Consider the following 17,306-nt stretch of genomic DNA (forward strand, 5'->3'; position numbering starts at 1 on the left):
AGGAGGAGGTCCATGAGTTATATGAATTTTAAAGATTATGAAAAATTAGATGGTCGAGCATCAGAAGAAAAATTCAACTTATATTATCCTAAAGCTGCGATTTTACTAGATAATATAACGAATAATTTCTATTTGAAAAAAGATATTATCAAAGATATTTCTTTTCGTTCTGAACGTTTTAAACGTGCTTTAGTGGCTCAAATAAACTACTTCACAGAAATGGATGCAGATACGTTTGAGTCTCTAAATAAAGCGCCGCAGTCAGTTCAAATCGGGTCTACAAATGTCTCAAATGTGAGCCGGTACAATGCTTCGGGGTCAAACGAAAGTAAAGCACTTGTACCTGATGACGTGTTTATTTACTTAGAAGGTACTGGTCTATTGTATAGGGGTGTCCCATCATGTTAGTTCAAAAGCCACCAATCGAAATGCTTACTGACAAAATAGTTCATAGAACGTATGAAGGTGAAGGAGATTATAATAAACCAATTTACGGTGATTATGAATCTGTAGAACATGTACGAATTGACAGGAAACCAAAGTATGCTTTTACATCTGATGGCAAACAGTTGTTAAGAAATGCAAAGGTTTTTTGTTATTACGGTCTAACGACACCTTTACCTGATTTTAAAGAACAAGATATGGTTATATTTGATGGTGAGGAACACAAGGTCATTAGTGCAGCGGTATTCAAGGAGCCTTATGTTAATCAGATCTATTCTTACGAGTTAGAGGTGATCTAATGGTTGGGATATCTGTTAATTTAAGTGGTATTCGAAAGAAAATTAGTGTAGAAGCCAATATCAGAGGACAACAGGCTCTGGCTAATCAAGCCATGGCAGACATGAATCAGTTTGTTCCTATGAAGGAAGGAAACTTACGGATAGCTACCTCAATTGAAAGAGACGGCAGTGCGGTTCATTATCAAATGCCTTATGCAAAAGCACAGTTTTACGGTTCTAGTGGTAAAGCTGTCTTTAGAAAGTATTCCACACCAGGGACAGGTAAACGATGGGATTTGAGAGCAACAGGAATGTATTTACCAGCATGGAAACGTGCCTATTTGAAAGGGGCTGGTATTAATTAATGGATTTTTTAGATCGATTAAACGAATCAATTAACTCTATTCCCGAATTGCCATTGAAAATCCGAAAAGGATTCTTATCAGAGAAAGAGAGTTTAGCAATTACACCTATACCTGGTGGACATATTTCTCAACGATTTTACGATGGTAGTAAGGAAGAAATATTAAATTACGAAATTGCAATGAAATCAAATGATGGTTCCAAAGTGGAATCGACTCTTTGGAAGATAGCTGATTTTATTGAAAAATTAAAAGAATTAGACAGTCAAAATCATTCATTTTCATTTATGAACATCACAATTGCAAGCAAACCTTTTATTGGACCTACTGAGACACAAGATTGGTTTGTTTTTTTATTGGATATTCAGGCAAAAATAATTACTTATTAGGAGGAATAACACATGGATGCAACAATTTATCAAAACTTTTTACGGAAACACTATGTAGGGAATACGAAGGAAGATTTAATTTTAATCGGTGGCGGGATCACCGCTATTGCCCCAGAATTTGAAGAAGATTCTGAGAACATTGGTTACTACGATCTAAATGGTGGGACTTCAAAATTCACTAAAAGTGTGACTGTTTCTTATGCCTTCGAAGGACATCGAAAATATGGAGATGCAGCACAAGATTTTATGCGTAAGAAGCTATTTAAATTAGATGAACGTAGCTGCTATTTAAAGGTTGAAGAACCTGATGGCACAATTATTGAAGGTCCCGCAAAAATTAGTGATATCCAAGCACATGGTGGTGAAGCAAATGATCCTTCAGAATTCAAATGTACTATCTCATTTGAAGGTTTACCTACTGAGTCTGTGAAGACTCCAGCCGCAAAATCTTCTGGAGGAAAATAGAAGTTGTTTTTTTTGAGGATGCTATACAGCATCCTCTTATACATATAAGGAGGGCAAAAAAATGATTAAAATTAATGCCAAAAGAAAGTTTATTCCTGTAGAAATTGGTTCCAATACGTTTGAATTTGATTTATCTGATGACGCAGTATTAAAGATGGAGGATACTCTCACAAAAGTTGTCAAAAAAATTGAATCCATCAGTATTTCTGATGAATTATCAAAAAAAGAACGAGTATCACGGTTAAAACAAGCACAACGAGAATCTTTTGATTTCTTATTGGGTAAGGGTGCATATGACAAAGTCTATAGTGAAGTAAAAAGTGTAGATGGAATGACCGACGTTTTAATTGAATTAGAGAATCAAATGCCTCAGGAAATAGAAGCTGCTATGGTATCTGATAAATCGAAGAAATACCTCGGTGAGTAACAATGTTTTCCTTTGCTTATGGCTTGGAGGATAAGGTGGAAATTTTAGGGGAAGTGTATCAATTGAATTTATCTTATGACGTTGTTTTGAGATTTTTAGACTTGTTGTCTGATAAAGAAATCTCAGAAAAAACGCGATTAAATTTTTCAATGAAACTGTTATTAGGTCCACCAGAAAACCTCCCTCCTCTCTCCATTGAAGATCAAGCAGAGCTAATCAACCAAGTCATTCAAACACAAGTCTTGACGGAAAAACCCGCTGCTATTTTTGCGTCAATGAATAAGAAAGAAACAGCAGAAAAAGAATACTATTCCATTGAAGAAGACGCCGATATCATATTTGCGTCTTTTTATTATGACTATCATTTGGATTTAATAGAGGAGCGAGGTAGGCTCCATTGGAAGAAGTTTAAAGCTCTGCTAAATGGCTTAAGTGATAAGACGAAGTTAGCACAAGTCATAGGTATCAGAAAATGGAAGCCAAATAAATATACATCTCCAGAAGAAGAAAGTCAGATGAAGGAATTACAAGAATATTACTCTTTGGGCGTCAGTCAAAAGGATGCAGAAGAATTGTTGTATTTCAATTCATTATCTGGAGAAGAAAAAGAAGCATTTGCTAGAAAAAGATTAGCGGAATTGGAGGGTGAGAAAAATGGCTGATGGCAGAATATCTATTCAAATTGATGCAGACGGAAGACCTATTCGATCTTTGAATACTGATTTAGATAAGTTGGAGGGGAAATCTGGAAAAGCTTCAGGCGGTATTAAAGACATAGTAACTGGTCTTGGCCTAGTGAAAATAGCTTCAGCGGCCTTTAATGTCTTGGCGCAATCTGTCGGGGATGCGACAGCTCGTTTTGATACGATGCAGAAATATCCTAAAGTCATGTCTGCTTTAGGTTTCTCAGCAGATGATTCTAAAAAATCCGTTAATAAACTAGCAGATGGTATCGATGGTTTGCCTACAAGGCTTGATTCAGTTGTCTCTACTGCACAACGGATGACTTCAGTTACTGGGAATATGAATAAGTCTACTGATGCAACCATTGCGTTGAACAATGCCATGTTGGCCAGTGGTGCTTCCACAGATGACGCAAGTCGAGGAATGGAACAATATATTCAAATGCTTTCTACTGGTAAAGTAGATATGCAATCATGGCGTACGCTGCAGGAAACAATGCCTATAGGCTTACAAAAGACCGCTGAAGCAATGGGATTTGTGGGAGAAACAGCGCAGTCAGACCTTTACTCAGCTTTGAAAAAGGGCACCATTACTTTTAAAGACTTTCAAAATCAATTAATTGAATTAGGAACTGGTACTGGTGAATTAGCCAAACTGGCCAAAATTAATAGTGAAGGTATTGGCACCTCTTTTGAGAATTTGAAAAGTGCTGTAGTAAAAGGTTTAGCTAACGTGATGAAAGCAATGGATGATGCGACAAAAGCGTTAACTGGAAAAACAATTGCTCAAAATCTTGATTCAACTAAAGTAATCATCAATAAAGCTTTTGAATCCATCACAGGAGCGATTGGTAAAGTGACTCCTTATTTAGAATCTTTTGGAAAAGTAATTAAATCAGTATTTGGCCTACTAGAACCATATACTCCAGCCATTACAGGTTTTGTTGAAGCAATTACAGCTATGTTAATAATTCGTTCCGTATCAAAAGCATTTTTAGCGTCTGAAGCAGCAATCCGTGTGTATCTAGTGGGAGTAAAGGCAGTTCAAGTTGCAAGTACTCTTTATACTTTAGCAATCAATGCTCAAGCAAGGGCGGAATTGGCAAAAAATCTAGTAGAAAGAGCAGGAACAACTATTACGGCCCTTAGTTTAGCAGCAATCACTGCAAAAAATGTGGCAATGGGTATTCTCACAGGCACTACAAGTTTAGCGACGGTAGCCACAAGTGCTTTTGGTGCTGCCATTAAGGCTGCTTTGGGTCCGATAGGCTGGGTAACTGCAGCTATTGGACTGTTAGTGGCTGGTGGAGTAGCTCTATATAAACAGTTAAGCGCTGAAAGTGACGAGTACAAGCAATTGAAAAAGGAACAAGAAGGGGTTATCTCCTCATCTGAAAAACTTTCTGAGACGACTGAAACAAATATTCAAAATAGAAAATCAGAAATTGAATCTATTGAAAGCTCTAAAAAATCTTATCAAGATCTTATAGTTGAACTGGATGCATTATCTGCTAAGCAAGGAAAGACAACAGCAGAGAAGAATAACTTGAAAAAAATTGTCGATGAATTAAACAATTCAGTAAAAGGATTGAATATATCATACGATGCACAAAATGATACCCTGTCTCAAACGCCAGCTAAAATAACAGAGCAAGTTAATGCTTTTAAAGAGTTAGGTAAAGCCCAAGAAGCACAAAAGCAAATGAACACCATTATTGAAGAGCGAAATAGTATAGAAGCTAAATTGATGGAAATTAATGCTTTGCGTAAGGAGTGGAACGAAACAGTTGGAAGTTCTCCAGCAGAGGCGAAGAAAGCAGCTGAAGCAGTCGAAGAACTAGATAGTAAAGAAGCAAAATTGAAAGAAACACAGTTTGCTTTACAAACCGAATTCCAATCTACAGCAAGGGTTCATGAGGAAGCTATTAATTTAGCTAGTGTTGCAGTTGAGAATGGCGTGTTTAAGCAACAGGTATCTTACGAAGCATTGAATGATACGCAAAAAGAAGTAATGGATTCTATGCGATCGGAATATCAAAGCCTGGAGGAAAAAGCAACTAATGCTTTTGAGCAGATTTCTGTGAGTAGTGCGATTTCAACGGAAGAAATGATTGCGAATCTGCAGAAAAACCAAGAAACAATTGCGGCATGGTCAGAAAATATTGCAGCTCTTGCAGATCGAGGAGTCAATCAAGGCTTATTAGAACAACTTAGAAAAATGGGACCGGAAGGAGCAGCCTATACAGCAGAGTTAGTAAATGCTTCTGATGAACAACTTCAAAGGTTAAACGAAGTTTATGGGAATGGTGGGAGTACAGCTATGTCTGCAATGAGTCAATCGCTACAACTAGGCAAAGTTGGTGTTAATGATGAAGTCGCCAAGATTATTCCAGAGTCGCAGGCTACTATGGGGCAACAAATAGCTGCGGCAGATTTTGGATCTGTCGGAAAAGATATGACTGATCAGATGCGTGTAGCAATTGAAACCAATAAAAAACAAGTGTCTGATATCACTGGTTCCATGATTGATGATGCTGCAACACTTGCAAAAACTAAAGCAGCAGAACAAGACTTTAAATCAATAGGAACTCAAATTCCAGCAGGCATGCGTGATGGAATCAATGAAGGAAGTAAAGAAGCAGAAGAAGCCGCAGGAAATATGGCGAATAAGTTACCTACTGTAGCAAAGGATAATTTAGCAGTACACAGTCCTTCAAGAGTTTTTCATGAAATCGGGGAAAATGTAACGCAAGGATTAGCCGATGGAATTGAATCTAAAAAAGAGGAACCAAAAGGAAAAATATCTTCGCTTGTAGAAAGCTTGATATCTGCCACAAATTCATTTACTGATTCAATGGGGGATATAGGCGCAAATGCCATGGCGGGTCTGGCTAATGGCATCATTAATAATTCTGCACAAGCAATTCAAGCAGCTCAAGATGTCGCAAGTCAAATAACCCAAACTATGCAAAGCGCACTAGATATTAATTCACCTTCTCGTGTCATGAGAGATAAAGTAGGACGGTTTATTCCCCAAGGAATTGCGGTAGGAATTGATAAAGATGCGCATACTATCGATGATTCCTTAAAAAAAATTTCCACTAATATGTTTAGAGGATTGACTCCAGAACTTGCTTTAGGAGGGAATCAAATAGGGGCACTTTCACGAGGCAATTCAGTAGTTAATAATTCTACAAGCAGTTCTAAGACTTATCAGCCAGTCTTCCATATTAATATTGAAAAAGCCGATTTATCTAGCGATAAAGGTGTTGAAAATACTTCAAGGCAACTTGCTATCTTAACTGAAAGACAACAAAGGGGGCGTTTAGAATAGATTTAACAAGTTACCCTTTCTTCCAATATAGAGGAAGAAGATCAAATGAATTTAACATGCGAATATTGAATGACATGCAGTTTACCATTCCGGAGGCGTCGCTTAATTTTCAGAGCGATGTAATGGGGAGAAGTTCAGATATCATTCATGACAACGGAAAGTTTCTTGATTTCGAAAAAAAATTTCCTGTTCGGATGTTTAAAGAAGCAGATCGAACGATTGCAGCACAATTAAGAGATGTTGTGAAGTGGTTATATGTTGGACATGACTATTCTCCTTTAGCATTTAGCGAATACGCCGAATACTTTTATAAGGCAATTTGTTATGCAACAGTGACCGCAGAAGATAAAAAGCGAGAATGGCTAGACATTGAATTTACATTCAAGTGTCAGCCTTTTATTTTTCGACTAGATGGTGAAAGCGAAAGGGATATTTCGTCAGGTCAAAGAATAAATAATCCTGAGTTATTTGCAAGCCAACCGTTAATTTCTTTTTACAAAACAACTGCTACAAGTGACAGTAATATATACATTTCAAATGGCTCAACTAACAAGCAATTTAGAATTGCAAAAGAAGCTGGTATCGGAACAATTACACTGGATTGTGAAAATGGTATTGCCTATAAAGAAGGTGGGGTCAATGTATCAAAGTATTGTTTCTTGAATACTGATGGCTACAATCCTATTACATTGGAGCCGGGATTTAGTACGTTTACTTTTTCAAACATCACTAATTTTAAAATTAAGCCTAGATGGAGGACGATTGCTGTTTGAGTACACTCATTCTATTTGATAAAACGAATAATAATTGGTCATCTCTTGGCTTGGGTCCATTAACAGATGCTAAAAATCCAATAGTTGATAGAGAGCGAAATGGGATATATACGCTCTCTTTTCAATATCCTGTATTTAGCCCTTTGTTTAAAGAGTTAAAGATAGGAAGATGGATAGTTGCTGACGCTGGACCAACAAAACGAGCAAAGAGTCAAAAATTTGAAATAGAAACCATTACAAAACCTATTGATGGAATTGTGACAGTATATTGTGAACATTATCGATATCAATTATTACGTACAGCATTTAAAGTAATGCCCGTAGTGAAAGATGTTCCTGCACAAACGGCTTTAAATCAATTGAGGTTAAGCATGCTGCCGCAAGGTGATTTCTCCTTTTATAGTGATGTTACTACGAAATCAACTCTTGACTTATCGGACCCTTCAAAATTTAAAAATGCTCAGGAAATTCTGGGTGGCGTACAGGGTTCAGTGTTAGATAACTTTGGTGGGGAATATGTGTTTGATAACAATCAGGTACGTTTATTAGCTTCTGCTGGTTCTGATACAAATGTCGTTATTGCCTATGGAAAGAACTTGACAGATATCACCCAAGAAGAAAATATCGCTAATACGTATACTTCTGTATATGGATGGTATAAAGAAAAAGAAACAGAAAGAATTGTTATTCTTCCAGAGAGTATTATTGATAGTGATTATGTTGGAAACTATACACAAAGTAGAGTATTGATGGTTGATTTTAGTGAAGATGAACCAAGTTCTGTTGAAACATTAAGGTCATTAGTAAAAGCTTATATCAGGAATAATAATGTAGGAATCCCCAAAGTCTCTATCAAAACAAGTTTTGAAGATTTAGCTAGTTCTGTGTTAGCAGATGAATTAAAGACGATTGAAACATTGGATCTCTGTGATACTGTAACTATTGCATTTAATGAATTAGAAATTAATACGACTGCAAAAATCATAAAAACTTCTTGGAATGTCGCACTTGATAAGTACGATTCAATTGAATTGGGAGAGGCCCAGACTGACTTTGGAAAAGTAATGGCTGACTCTGAAAAGAATACGAATCAAATAATAAATAAAGTCAATTGGCTAGAGAACGCACAAAAGGAAGCCAGCGATATTTTAAAAAATCCTGGTGTAGGTCATGTTGTGATTTATCCTTCTTTAGCGGATCCACAAGAAATACTAATTATGGACACAACAAATGTAAATACTGCAAAAAATGTATGGCGGTGGAATGCTGGTGGTTTAGGATTTAGTTCCACTGGCTACAATGGCACATATGGGCTTGCGATGACGAACAATGGGGCGATTGTTGCCGACAGAATGACCACTGGTATTTTACGCGCCATTAATATTATAGGTGTAGCTATCACTGGGAGCACAATTACAGGAAGTACAATCACTTCTGAAAGTGGTAATGACAGAATCACAATGAGTGGGGCATCAATAAGTACTTATTTTGGTAATATTTTAAGATCAAAAATGACACCAACTAGTTTTTTTGTAAATGATTCAAATGGTGTCGAGATGATGAACTTATCTTCGCGTGGTTTAAGTATTAATAAAAAAAATACTACAAATCAATTAGGTTATTTAGGTAGAGGAACTGATAATGAAACTGGAAGAGAAGAATTAGCATTTAATGTGGATTACGGGAACATAGGTGTTATGGCAGTGCAAAATACAAGCATGGGCCTTTACTTTAGGAGACTTGCCGTTTCTTCAGCGGGTGTACATGCTGGTAATATTATTATGGGAGGAAATTATGTAGGTGGCAATCGAGAAATTAAAGATGCCATTTTAAAAGATGCGGGTGCCACTGGTAAATTCGAAGTATTTAATAATGTATCACTGAATTTTTATTCCAACTTGAATATGAATGGTTGGTCTATTTTAAACAATTCAGATATTCGGTTAAAAGAAAATATTGAAAAAACTGATATTGATGGAATATCAGAAACTAAAAAATTAGACTTTTATGAATTTTATAGAAAGCAACATTATCAGTTTAAGGATGATAAAAAACAACCTTCTAGAAAGAGAGAACTTGGCTTGATTGCTCAATACTCTCCTTTTTTGTCTGTAGAAGACAGTGAAGATCATTATCAAAGCATAGACACGAATAAACAAATAATGTTGAACAGCTTAACAAACAAACAACTGATTGAAATAGTTGAAAAGCAAGAAGAACGTCTCAGAATAATTGAACAGGCATTGAATATGAGTGAGGAGGTAGAAAATGGCTAATAAAATATTAAATTTAGATTTGTCTAAAGATCCCATTTGGCTACCTTTTGTATATGGGCGTGTGGGCGATGAAAAGTTACAGACTATCACCGTAAATATTACGAATAATGATCAGCAGTTCTCACTAGCAGGATATACAGTCGCATTTGAAGGAGTGACAAATGGAGGGAAGACGAAAGTCTTTGACTCAGACAATGTAAAGGTAACTAATGCTTCTACAGGTACTTTTGAGTATACTTTTCCAAGTGCTGCGTTTAGTACACCAGGAGTCTATGAACGAGCATATTTTTCAATTGCTAAGTCTGGTGTAAGAAACTCTACAGGAGATTTTAAAATTGATGTTTCTAACAACGCAGATATAGATGCTGAAGAAGCGCAAACAGTCATTACTGAATACAACAAACTTGTATCAGAATTAAACAAATTACAAAAAGAAAATATCAATGCTTTGACTAAGCAACAAACAGATTATATCAATACAACCAATACAAAATTTACAAGCATACAAAAACAGATTGCTGATTTACAGACTCTCATTGGTAGTTATGAAACGTCTGTAAATTCAACAAAAACCACTGCTATTACAGAAATCAACGCAGCATTAGAGCAATTTAAGAAAGGTGATTTTTATTCTAAATCGGAATCGGATAGCAGATACCTAAGATATTCTGTAGATCAAGCAACTAATGCAGAAGCGATAGCAGGTACAACCGGCTTAAAATGGATGTCACCAAGCACAACTAAAGTAGCTATAAGCAATCAAGCAACTACTCTAACTGGTAATCAAACAATTTCAGGTACAAAGAACTTTGTTACTGAGCCAACTGTGGATGGAAAACCACTAACAGATAAATTTGTAGACTTGACTTTAACTTCTGGCTTTTCAAACGGTATGACTGGTTGGATTAAGTTTCAACGGATTAACGATTTGGTCATTGTTTCTTATTCTATTTCTCCACCAAATAATAGTGGTGCTTGGGTAGAGATATTAGCTGGTAATAAAATTCCTGATAATTTTAAGTTTGTGGATACTGTGTACGGAACAGGCGGAATTGGAGCAGCATCAGCAGTGGCTTCTTCACTCGCTACTGTAGGTGTCTCGAGTTCAAATATTACATTTGGTGCTTACAGTCGCTCGTCAGGCTCATCAGCTTTTGCTGGGCAAGTAGTAGGAGTGGCATTAAATCGGGGGCGATAATATCCTGACTGTTGATAAGTATATTCTGCATGCGGGGAATAGTCAGGAATATCCCGAGAATTCTTTACCAGCCTTTAAAAATACGCCTGATAATTTTAAAGCAGTTGAATGTGACATTATCAACACCAAGGATAACCAATGGGTTTTAATGCACGATTTAACTATAGATCGAACAACAAATGGTTCTGGCTATGTTCAAGATATGACATTGGAAGAATTGAGACAATATCGGTTAGATGTTGGTCCAAATATAAATAATATGAGCGATACTGAAAAAATGATTCCTACGTTAAAGGAATTATTACTGATCTGTAAAGAAAAGGGTATCAAGCCAGTTATTGAGCTTAGGCAGAGAGATTATACTGACGATGCTTATTTGGAATTGTTTAAACAAATCAATGAAGTTTTTGATATGTCTGAATGTGTTTTAATGGGTTTTTATTTGAAAAATTTGGAGAAATTAAGAGCAATGTCAGCTTCTATTCAATTGTGGTACTTAACGTATTCATTAAATGATGAGGTATTAACAACCTGTAGAAACAATAAACTATCTGTGAACGTTAGTGAGAATGCAACAGATTTAGCCAAAACACGTGTTTCAACGTTCAAACAATACGGAGTGAAGGTAGGGACGTGGACCTTATATAATAGAGACCGATATCAATATTTATTAGATTGCGATGTAGACTATATTGCAACAAGTTTGAATGATATTAACTTGTAATTACACACTTTGGTGTGTTTTTTTATTAATTTTAAAAGGAGAAAAGAAAAATATGAATAATGAAAATTTTGGAATCGCTTATGGCGGTGGAGTAGTTAAAAATAAAAAAGTGGGTAAAGGTGAATTGTTACCATTCGGTGCGGGTATTAAGGGCTGGGATAATGAACGGTCTCTTAATAATGATGTTTTTGATTTGTCTAGTGATTGGAAGAAAATCACTTTGAAACGTGACGCTATGTTGCAAATTGATGGTATGTTTTCTAACTCTATGGTTCGTAAGGACGGAACGTATTGTTACTTAAATATTAAAGTAAACGGAAAATTCTTAGCAAGATTATCTGGTTTAAGTGGGGACATTGGTTGGGAAAATGATATCTCCTTTACAAATCGTTTTGCTTTCCAAAAAGGTGATGTGATTGAGCTAGAAGCTGATACTAATTATCCTAATAGTTTCTATTCTTATGGAGTAGGTTTTATTCGTATTCAGGAGTTAGGTAAAGAAAGTTGGTTCTGGGAATAACATGATTTTGTCGAAAGTTGGTGAAGCATTTTGGAGTTAGAACGACAAGTCCAAGAACATGAAGAAAAATTGAAACAACATGATAAAGAAATTGGCCGATTAAATGATGTTACTCTAGAACTTCAAAAAGCAACGAATGATAGTCTCATTCGTATAGAAGAAAACAATAAATTTCTTCGGGATCAGAACACGAGACAATCAGAACAAAATGGTGAAATTCTTCGAGAAATTATCAACAGGAATGGCATTGATGAAAAGAATAAGCATGAGTTGAAAATGCTGGATCGTTCAAATTTTTGGAAATTAGCACTTGGCATCGGTGGTTCAGCCGGTGTCATTTTTGCATTTGTATTAGAAATATTGAAGTTGATAGGAGGAAGATAAATGAAGATGAAAAACGAAACATATGACAAAGTGAAATGGCTTGTCATGATTTTCATGCCAGCCCTAACAGCACTAGTTGGCGGTCTAGGTAAAGCTTATGGTTGGGAAACATCTGAATTAGCAGTAACCACGTTAAACTTGCTTACTGCTTTTTTAGGTGCAATCACAATTAAGAGTTCTTTGAATTTTGAGAAGGAGGATGACCAATGACAGTTAGTAAATTAGCAACGCCATATATGTTTCAAAGCTTTGGCGCTCAACGTTGGTGGTGGGGGCGTTCACAGCCAATCACGACTATTGTAGTTCACCATGCAGCAACAACGAATTTTGATGCAATGCCTGGTGTGTGGGCAACTCGTGAAGCTTCAGCTCATTATGGCATTGGACAAACTGGACAGATTCGGGCATACATTGATGAAGATAATACTGCTTGGCATTGTGGAAATGGTAATCCATATTCTATTGGTATTGAATGCACGAATACAAGTGGTGACCCTAATTGGGGCGTGTCAGATGCGACTGTGGATGCTCTAGTTTCGTTGATTCAGGAAATTCAAAGCCGAAGAGGAAAGTTGCAAATAGTCGGCCATAGAAATGTACCAGGCAATTCAACAATGTGTCCAGGACCATCATTGTATCCTAGATTACAAGAGATCCGAGATCAAGTGAATAGCAGTGTAGTATTAGAAAAAGAAGAACCTAAAAAACAGGAGGATGAAGATATGACAGAATTTGTAGTAGTTTATAATGGAGCAATGTACCATGTGATTTTAGGATTAAAAATGCGGGTATTCGAAAATGAAGCTCAGTGGAACTCATTTGCAGGTTTATACGAACAAATCCACGGTAAGAGAATTAAAGATATCAATATGACCGGGAATGATGCAACGTTTATTGCAACAGCTCAAAATTGCGATATGAATGCAGAGAAAGATTTCCATAATGCAGTAACAGAAGGTATTGATGAAATTAAGAAAGCTCTTGGTTATAAATAAAAAATAGGCCCTCTTAATTGAGGGCGTACATAAAAATACCGCCACCTCAAAAGAGATGACGGATTGCAGTAAAGATAATCATTTAAGGAGAGGCCCGAACCTCTAACAAAACTTTACCAAATAATGTATACTAATACAAGCCGTACCCTTAGCTCAGTTGGTTAGAGCAGACGGCTCATAACCGTCCGGTCGTAGGTTCGAGTCCTACAGGGTACATAAAATAACCTTAAAAATGTCTATGTTATCCATGAAAAGCAAATCGCGTATGATTCTATAAGTCTAATATCTTTTTCTTTTTACTATCAAAATCCTCTTGGGTAATTATTCCATCATCTAATAACTGTTTATATTTCCGCAATTCATCGGCGTCAGAATAATTACTTTGGTGATTATTAATAGAATCTTTATTGGGTTGTATAATACTTTCAAGTTTTGTCACGATTGACTTTAACGATCCTTGACTGAGTTTGTATAAAGAGCTGTCTATTTTAACCTTGGAATTAATTAATACAATATCTTTAGGTTTATCATTTTTTGTAAAAATAGTAACTTTCAACATAGAACATGTTTCTTTTTTGTTTCCTCTAGTCATAAGACCGCCAACAATGGCACCTGTTGGACCGAAAAGAATTGCTCCAGCAGCAGCTGAGGCAGCACCACTTTTAACAATCTTTTTTTCATTTTCAATGACAGAAAAATCTTCAATATCATCATATAAATACTTAGAGTTAGGTTGTGCTGAAAGACCTGTACGAAATGCTGCAATCTTATGATTATCATCAAACTCTGCCCAAGTTCCTACCTTAATATTAGGACTAAATTGAGAAAAATGATCAAGTTTTTCTGTGATTGACTCCTTTTTATTTACATACATCTCTTGCAATTCAAAAATTGATTTAGGTTTTAACTTATCTTGATCTTCTTTCGACATACCTGCTAAGAAAATAGCACATTGTGTACAAATATAATCGTTGGAATTGAGCTGAAATTTAAAATTGATTATTGAAAACTTTTTATTGCATAATGGACAACATTGCTTAGGTGCCTGATTTTTAAATAATCCCATTGTAAGACCCCCTATATACTAATTTTAGATAATTGTACCATTTTTTAACTATTTAAACTGCTAGAATAAAAAAAACAATTTTAATCTACTACTCCTGAAGTGACCATACATTGACCATACTTTATAAGAAAAAACAGAATAAGTTAGGAAAGAGAAATCTTAATATATACCGTGTTTACAGTATTTAATGCATCATAGAACAATTTAGAATTGTATAGTATAGATTACGCGAAATAAGTAATGTTACTAAGACATCAATCGAAATTGGTTGATGTCTTTTTCTTTGAAAAAAAATTAAAAAAACATCATATCAAGTTGGCAAATACTTCAGCTTAAGCTACCATAAAAGAAAATACAGTTGTTACTTCAAAATTTTTTAGAGATATTGAACTAATCAAAAAGAGGAGCAAGAAAAATGAGAAAGCTCAGTCAGTGGCTAAAGAAGCATGCTACCTTAATTAAAATTATCTTTTTTGGCATCGTCTTGTTCTTCGTTGCCAATCAAGTCCGCAATATTGCTCATGGAATGAGCTTTCAGGATATTTTACTGCGCATCAAAGGGCAAAACCGCTGGGCGTTATTAGGAATGCTTATCGCTGGACTAGCGGGACTTTTGCCAATGGTCTTATATGATTGGGTGGCTGAAAAAAGTTTGGTAAATATGGGCAGTCAAAAATTAACTAAGCGAGATTTTTTAGTTGCCGCTTGGACGACAAATACAATTAATAATTTAGCTGGTTTTGGTGGAGTGATTGGGGCGAGTTTGCGAGCTAATTTTTATGGTAAAGGCTTGGAACGAAAAAAAGTGATTGCTACGGTGTCCAAAATTGCTTTGTTTATGCTCAGTGGGCTTTCACTGTTAGCTTTAGTAACTTCCTTAGATTTAATTGCATTCCGGCATAATAATCCTTTTTATCATTATCGTTGGTGGCTGTTATTAGGTGGTTTTTTCGCTCCTGTTTTATTGACGTTTATTTATAATCGTCGAAAAACTTTGTTTAAAGAATTTCGCGCGCGTTGGTTGGCCGAGTTAGTTGCCGCTTCGACTGGTCAATGGCTAGGAGCCTTGTCGGTCTTTTTAGTTGTCGGCTATTTGATGCAACTAGATTTTTCAATAGTTGATGTTTATCCCATGTTTGTGATTGCGACTGGATTAGGCATGCTGACGATGGTTCCTGGTGGTGCGGGAACTTTTGATGTCATGATGATTTTAGGGTTAGGACATTTAGGGTTAAGTCAAAGTAGTGCCGTGGTTTGGATTTTGTTTTATCGGATTTTTTATTATTTCATTCCTTTTGTAACGGGTATTATTATTTATTTAACCAATACTAGTGTGAAATTAAATCGTTATTTTGACAATTTGCCGCGGCTTCTATCACAAAAAATTGCCCATACTTGTTTAGTCGTTGCGGTATATTTTGCTGGAACTATGATGATTTTGTTATCTACCTTTACGAATCTATCTAATCTGAGCCGTTTATTTGAAATTGTCTTGCCTTTTTCTTTTAATTTCTTAGATCAGACGTTGAATTTATTAATTGGTTTTTTATTATTAGGATTGGCGCGAGGGATTTCACAAAAGGTTGAGAAAGCCTTTTGGCCCACCATCGCTTTGCTGATTTTTGGGATTGTGAATACAGTCTCTCGAACAGCTTCGGTTCGACTGATTACTGTATATGTAATTATTTTATTGATTGTTTGGGCTTCGCGCAAAGAATTTTATCGGCAAAGCTTTGCTTATTCTTGGGGAGCAATTGTGACGGATGGTTTGCTATTTGGTATTCTGTTAGTTATTTACGCTGTGGCGGGCTATCATAGTGGCCAAATTTGGAGCAGTCAGGCTTTTGCTAGTAAGTATTTTGCTTTTCCTTCTGAAGATATTTGGATTTCTGGCATGTTAGGTGTCGTTTTATCCATTATTTGTTTAGCCACTTTATATCAATTTTTGACGACTAAAAAAGAAATAGTTGGTGAGAAATGGGACGAAGAACGGTTCAATCATTTGCAAAAACTTTATGGTGGAACGGCAGCCAGTCATTATTTGCGCCTTTCAGGTTATAGCTATTTTTATTATCAAGAAAATGGTGCGGATCAAATGATGTTTGGTTTTCAACCGCGAGCAAATAAGTGCTTTGTTTTAGGAGATCCGCTAGGTAATCCTGAAAAGTGGCAAGCTGCCACGATTGCCTTTATGGAATATGTCGACAAATTAGGCTATCAATTAGCGTTTTATAAGATTTCAGAAGAATATGTTTTGCTGTTACATGATTTAGGTTTTCACTTTGACAAAATTGGCGAAACTGGCGTAACTGATTTTTCTCGTCATCATCAAGAAGTATTTTCAGACCGCTTTGGTTTTGAGCGTTTGTCTAAATTAGGCTATCAATTCCAATATTATCAACAACCAACAGATGCTTTATTGTCGGATTTGGTGAAAATTTCTGATGAGTGGCTAAATGGTGAAAAGGAAAAACACTTTTCAGTAGGTCGTTTCGATAAACAGTATTTAAAAACTAGCGGTATTGGAGTGGCTTTAAATCCTGAAGGTGAGCTAGTCGGTTTTATTAGCCAACAACCAATTACAAAAGAAATTGTTTCTTATGACTTGCTGCGCTACAAAAAAGATTTGCCTAATGAGCTGTCTACCTTTTTGAAGTTGCATTTAATGGATCAATTACATCAAATGGGTTTTAAGGAAGTTTATCAAGGTATGGCTCCGTTAGCAAAAGTAGGAGAAACTTCTTTTGCTTTCTTAGGTGAAAGAGTAATGAACTTGATTTATAAATACGGCCATTCATTTTATGATTTCCAACAAGTTACAGAAGAAAAAAATCCTTACGTTGATTATTGGCGACCTCGTTATTTTGCTTACATGAAATCCAGTAGTTTTGTTTTTTCTGCCAGTCAGCTATTAATTTTAATTGGTCGTGGGAAAGATAAAGCAACACCATTATCAGAAGAAATGATTGAATTATAAGGAGGTTCTGA

18 protein-coding genes and 1 tRNA gene are annotated in these 17,306 nt (G+C 35.9%); 18 read left to right on the plus strand and 1 reads right to left on the minus strand.

Features of this window, described 5'->3' with window-relative positions; translation table 11 throughout:
- The first annotated feature begins 12 nt into the window (after nucleotides 1–12).
- The 17 genes from ID741_RS05100 to ID741_RS05180 all read left to right on the plus strand — a co-directional run bounded on the left by ID741_RS05100 (nucleotide 13) and on the right by ID741_RS05180 (nucleotide 13,468).
- Complete coding sequence (locus ID741_RS05100; protein WP_438719290.1) at nucleotides 13–408, plus strand: hypothetical protein; 396 nt, start codon at nucleotides 13–15, stop codon at nucleotides 406–408.
- Nucleotides 402–743: a putative minor capsid protein gene (locus tag ID741_RS05105; protein WP_438719291.1), complete on the plus strand. Its 342-nt coding sequence runs from the start codon at nucleotides 402–404 to the stop codon at nucleotides 741–743. Before ID741_RS05100 ends, ID741_RS05105 begins: the two co-directional genes overlap by 7 nt.
- Nucleotides 743–1,087, plus strand: coding sequence for a minor capsid protein (locus tag ID741_RS05110; RefSeq protein WP_438719292.1), 345 nt, complete (start codon nucleotides 743–745; stop codon nucleotides 1,085–1,087). The genes ID741_RS05105 and ID741_RS05110 overlap by 1 nt, the downstream gene beginning before the upstream one ends.
- Nucleotides 1,087–1,473, plus strand: coding sequence for a phage tail terminator protein (locus tag ID741_RS05115; protein WP_438719293.1), 387 nt, complete (start codon nucleotides 1,087–1,089; stop codon nucleotides 1,471–1,473). The genes ID741_RS05110 and ID741_RS05115 overlap by 1 nt, the downstream gene beginning before the upstream one ends.
- 12 nt (nucleotides 1,474–1,485) lie before the next feature.
- On the plus strand, nucleotides 1,486–1,938 hold the full coding sequence (locus ID741_RS05120) for a phage tail tube protein (protein ID WP_438719294.1): 453 nt from the start codon (nucleotides 1,486–1,488) through the stop codon (nucleotides 1,936–1,938).
- Between the two features lie 61 nt (nucleotides 1,939–1,999).
- Nucleotides 2,000–2,365, plus strand: a complete 366-nt coding sequence (locus ID741_RS05125; protein ID WP_438719295.1) for a hypothetical protein — start codon at nucleotides 2,000–2,002, stop codon at nucleotides 2,363–2,365.
- A gap of 2 nt (nucleotides 2,366–2,367) precedes the next feature.
- Nucleotides 2,368–3,027, plus strand: a complete 660-nt coding sequence (locus ID741_RS05130; RefSeq protein ID WP_438719297.1) for a Gp15 family bacteriophage protein — start codon at nucleotides 2,368–2,370, stop codon at nucleotides 3,025–3,027.
- A complete protein-coding gene (locus ID741_RS05135) occupies nucleotides 3,020–6,382 on the plus strand; it encodes a tape measure protein (protein WP_438719298.1) in 3,363 nt (1,120 codons plus the stop codon). Before ID741_RS05130 ends, ID741_RS05135 begins: the two co-directional genes overlap by 8 nt.
- A 122-nt stretch (nucleotides 6,383–6,504) precedes the next feature.
- Nucleotides 6,505–7,155, plus strand: a complete 651-nt coding sequence (locus ID741_RS05140) for a phage tail protein (RefSeq protein WP_438719299.1) — start codon at nucleotides 6,505–6,507, stop codon at nucleotides 7,153–7,155.
- Nucleotides 7,152–9,431: a phage tail spike protein gene (locus ID741_RS05145; RefSeq protein WP_438719300.1), complete on the plus strand. Its 2,280-nt coding sequence runs from the start codon at nucleotides 7,152–7,154 to the stop codon at nucleotides 9,429–9,431. The genes ID741_RS05140 and ID741_RS05145 overlap by 4 nt, the downstream gene beginning before the upstream one ends.
- Complete coding sequence (locus ID741_RS05150) at nucleotides 9,424–10,629, plus strand: BppU family phage baseplate upper protein (protein ID WP_438719302.1); 1,206 nt, start codon at nucleotides 9,424–9,426, stop codon at nucleotides 10,627–10,629. Before ID741_RS05145 ends, ID741_RS05150 begins: the two co-directional genes overlap by 8 nt.
- Nucleotides 10,630–10,654: 25 nt before the next feature.
- On the plus strand, nucleotides 10,655–11,353 hold the full coding sequence (locus tag ID741_RS05155; protein ID WP_438720451.1) for a glycerophosphodiester phosphodiesterase family protein: 699 nt from the start codon (nucleotides 10,655–10,657) through the stop codon (nucleotides 11,351–11,353).
- A 52-nt stretch (nucleotides 11,354–11,405) separates the two neighbouring features.
- Nucleotides 11,406–11,873 carry a hypothetical protein gene (locus tag ID741_RS05160; RefSeq protein WP_438719303.1) on the plus strand — a complete coding sequence of 156 codons (468 nt, stop codon included), beginning with the start codon at nucleotides 11,406–11,408 and terminating at the stop codon, nucleotides 11,871–11,873.
- A 30-nt stretch (nucleotides 11,874–11,903) separates the two neighbouring features.
- Nucleotides 11,904–12,257 carry a hypothetical protein gene (locus ID741_RS05165; RefSeq protein ID WP_438719304.1) on the plus strand — a complete coding sequence of 118 codons (354 nt, stop codon included), beginning with the start codon at nucleotides 11,904–11,906 and terminating at the stop codon, nucleotides 12,255–12,257.
- On the plus strand, nucleotides 12,258–12,467 hold the full coding sequence (locus tag ID741_RS05170; RefSeq protein WP_438719305.1) for a phage holin: 210 nt from the start codon (nucleotides 12,258–12,260) through the stop codon (nucleotides 12,465–12,467).
- Complete coding sequence (locus ID741_RS05175) at nucleotides 12,464–13,252, plus strand: peptidoglycan recognition protein family protein (RefSeq protein ID WP_438719306.1); 789 nt, start codon at nucleotides 12,464–12,466, stop codon at nucleotides 13,250–13,252. The genes ID741_RS05170 and ID741_RS05175 overlap by 4 nt, the downstream gene beginning before the upstream one ends.
- A gap of 142 nt (nucleotides 13,253–13,394) precedes the next feature.
- A tRNA-Ile gene (locus ID741_RS05180) sits at nucleotides 13,395–13,468 on the plus strand.
- Nucleotides 13,469–13,523: 55 nt separating this feature from the next.
- Here the strand turns inward: ID741_RS05180 and ID741_RS05185 are convergent.
- Nucleotides 13,524–14,318, minus strand: coding sequence for an SHOCT domain-containing protein (locus ID741_RS05185; protein WP_438719307.1), 795 nt, complete (start codon nucleotides 14,316–14,318; stop codon nucleotides 13,524–13,526).
- A gap of 415 nt (nucleotides 14,319–14,733) precedes the next feature.
- Here ID741_RS05185 and mprF point away from each other — a divergent pair, with 415 nt between their 5' ends.
- On the plus strand, nucleotides 14,734–17,295 hold the full coding sequence (mprF, locus tag ID741_RS05190) for a bifunctional lysylphosphatidylglycerol flippase/synthetase MprF (protein WP_438719308.1): 2,562 nt from the start codon (nucleotides 14,734–14,736) through the stop codon (nucleotides 17,293–17,295).
- Nucleotides 17,296–17,306 lie beyond the last annotated feature (11 nt).

The organism is Enterococcus sp. AZ103 (assembly GCF_051714685.1).
GTDB classification, from domain to species: Bacteria; Bacillota; Bacilli; order Lactobacillales; family Enterococcaceae; genus Enterococcus_A; species Enterococcus_A alishanensis.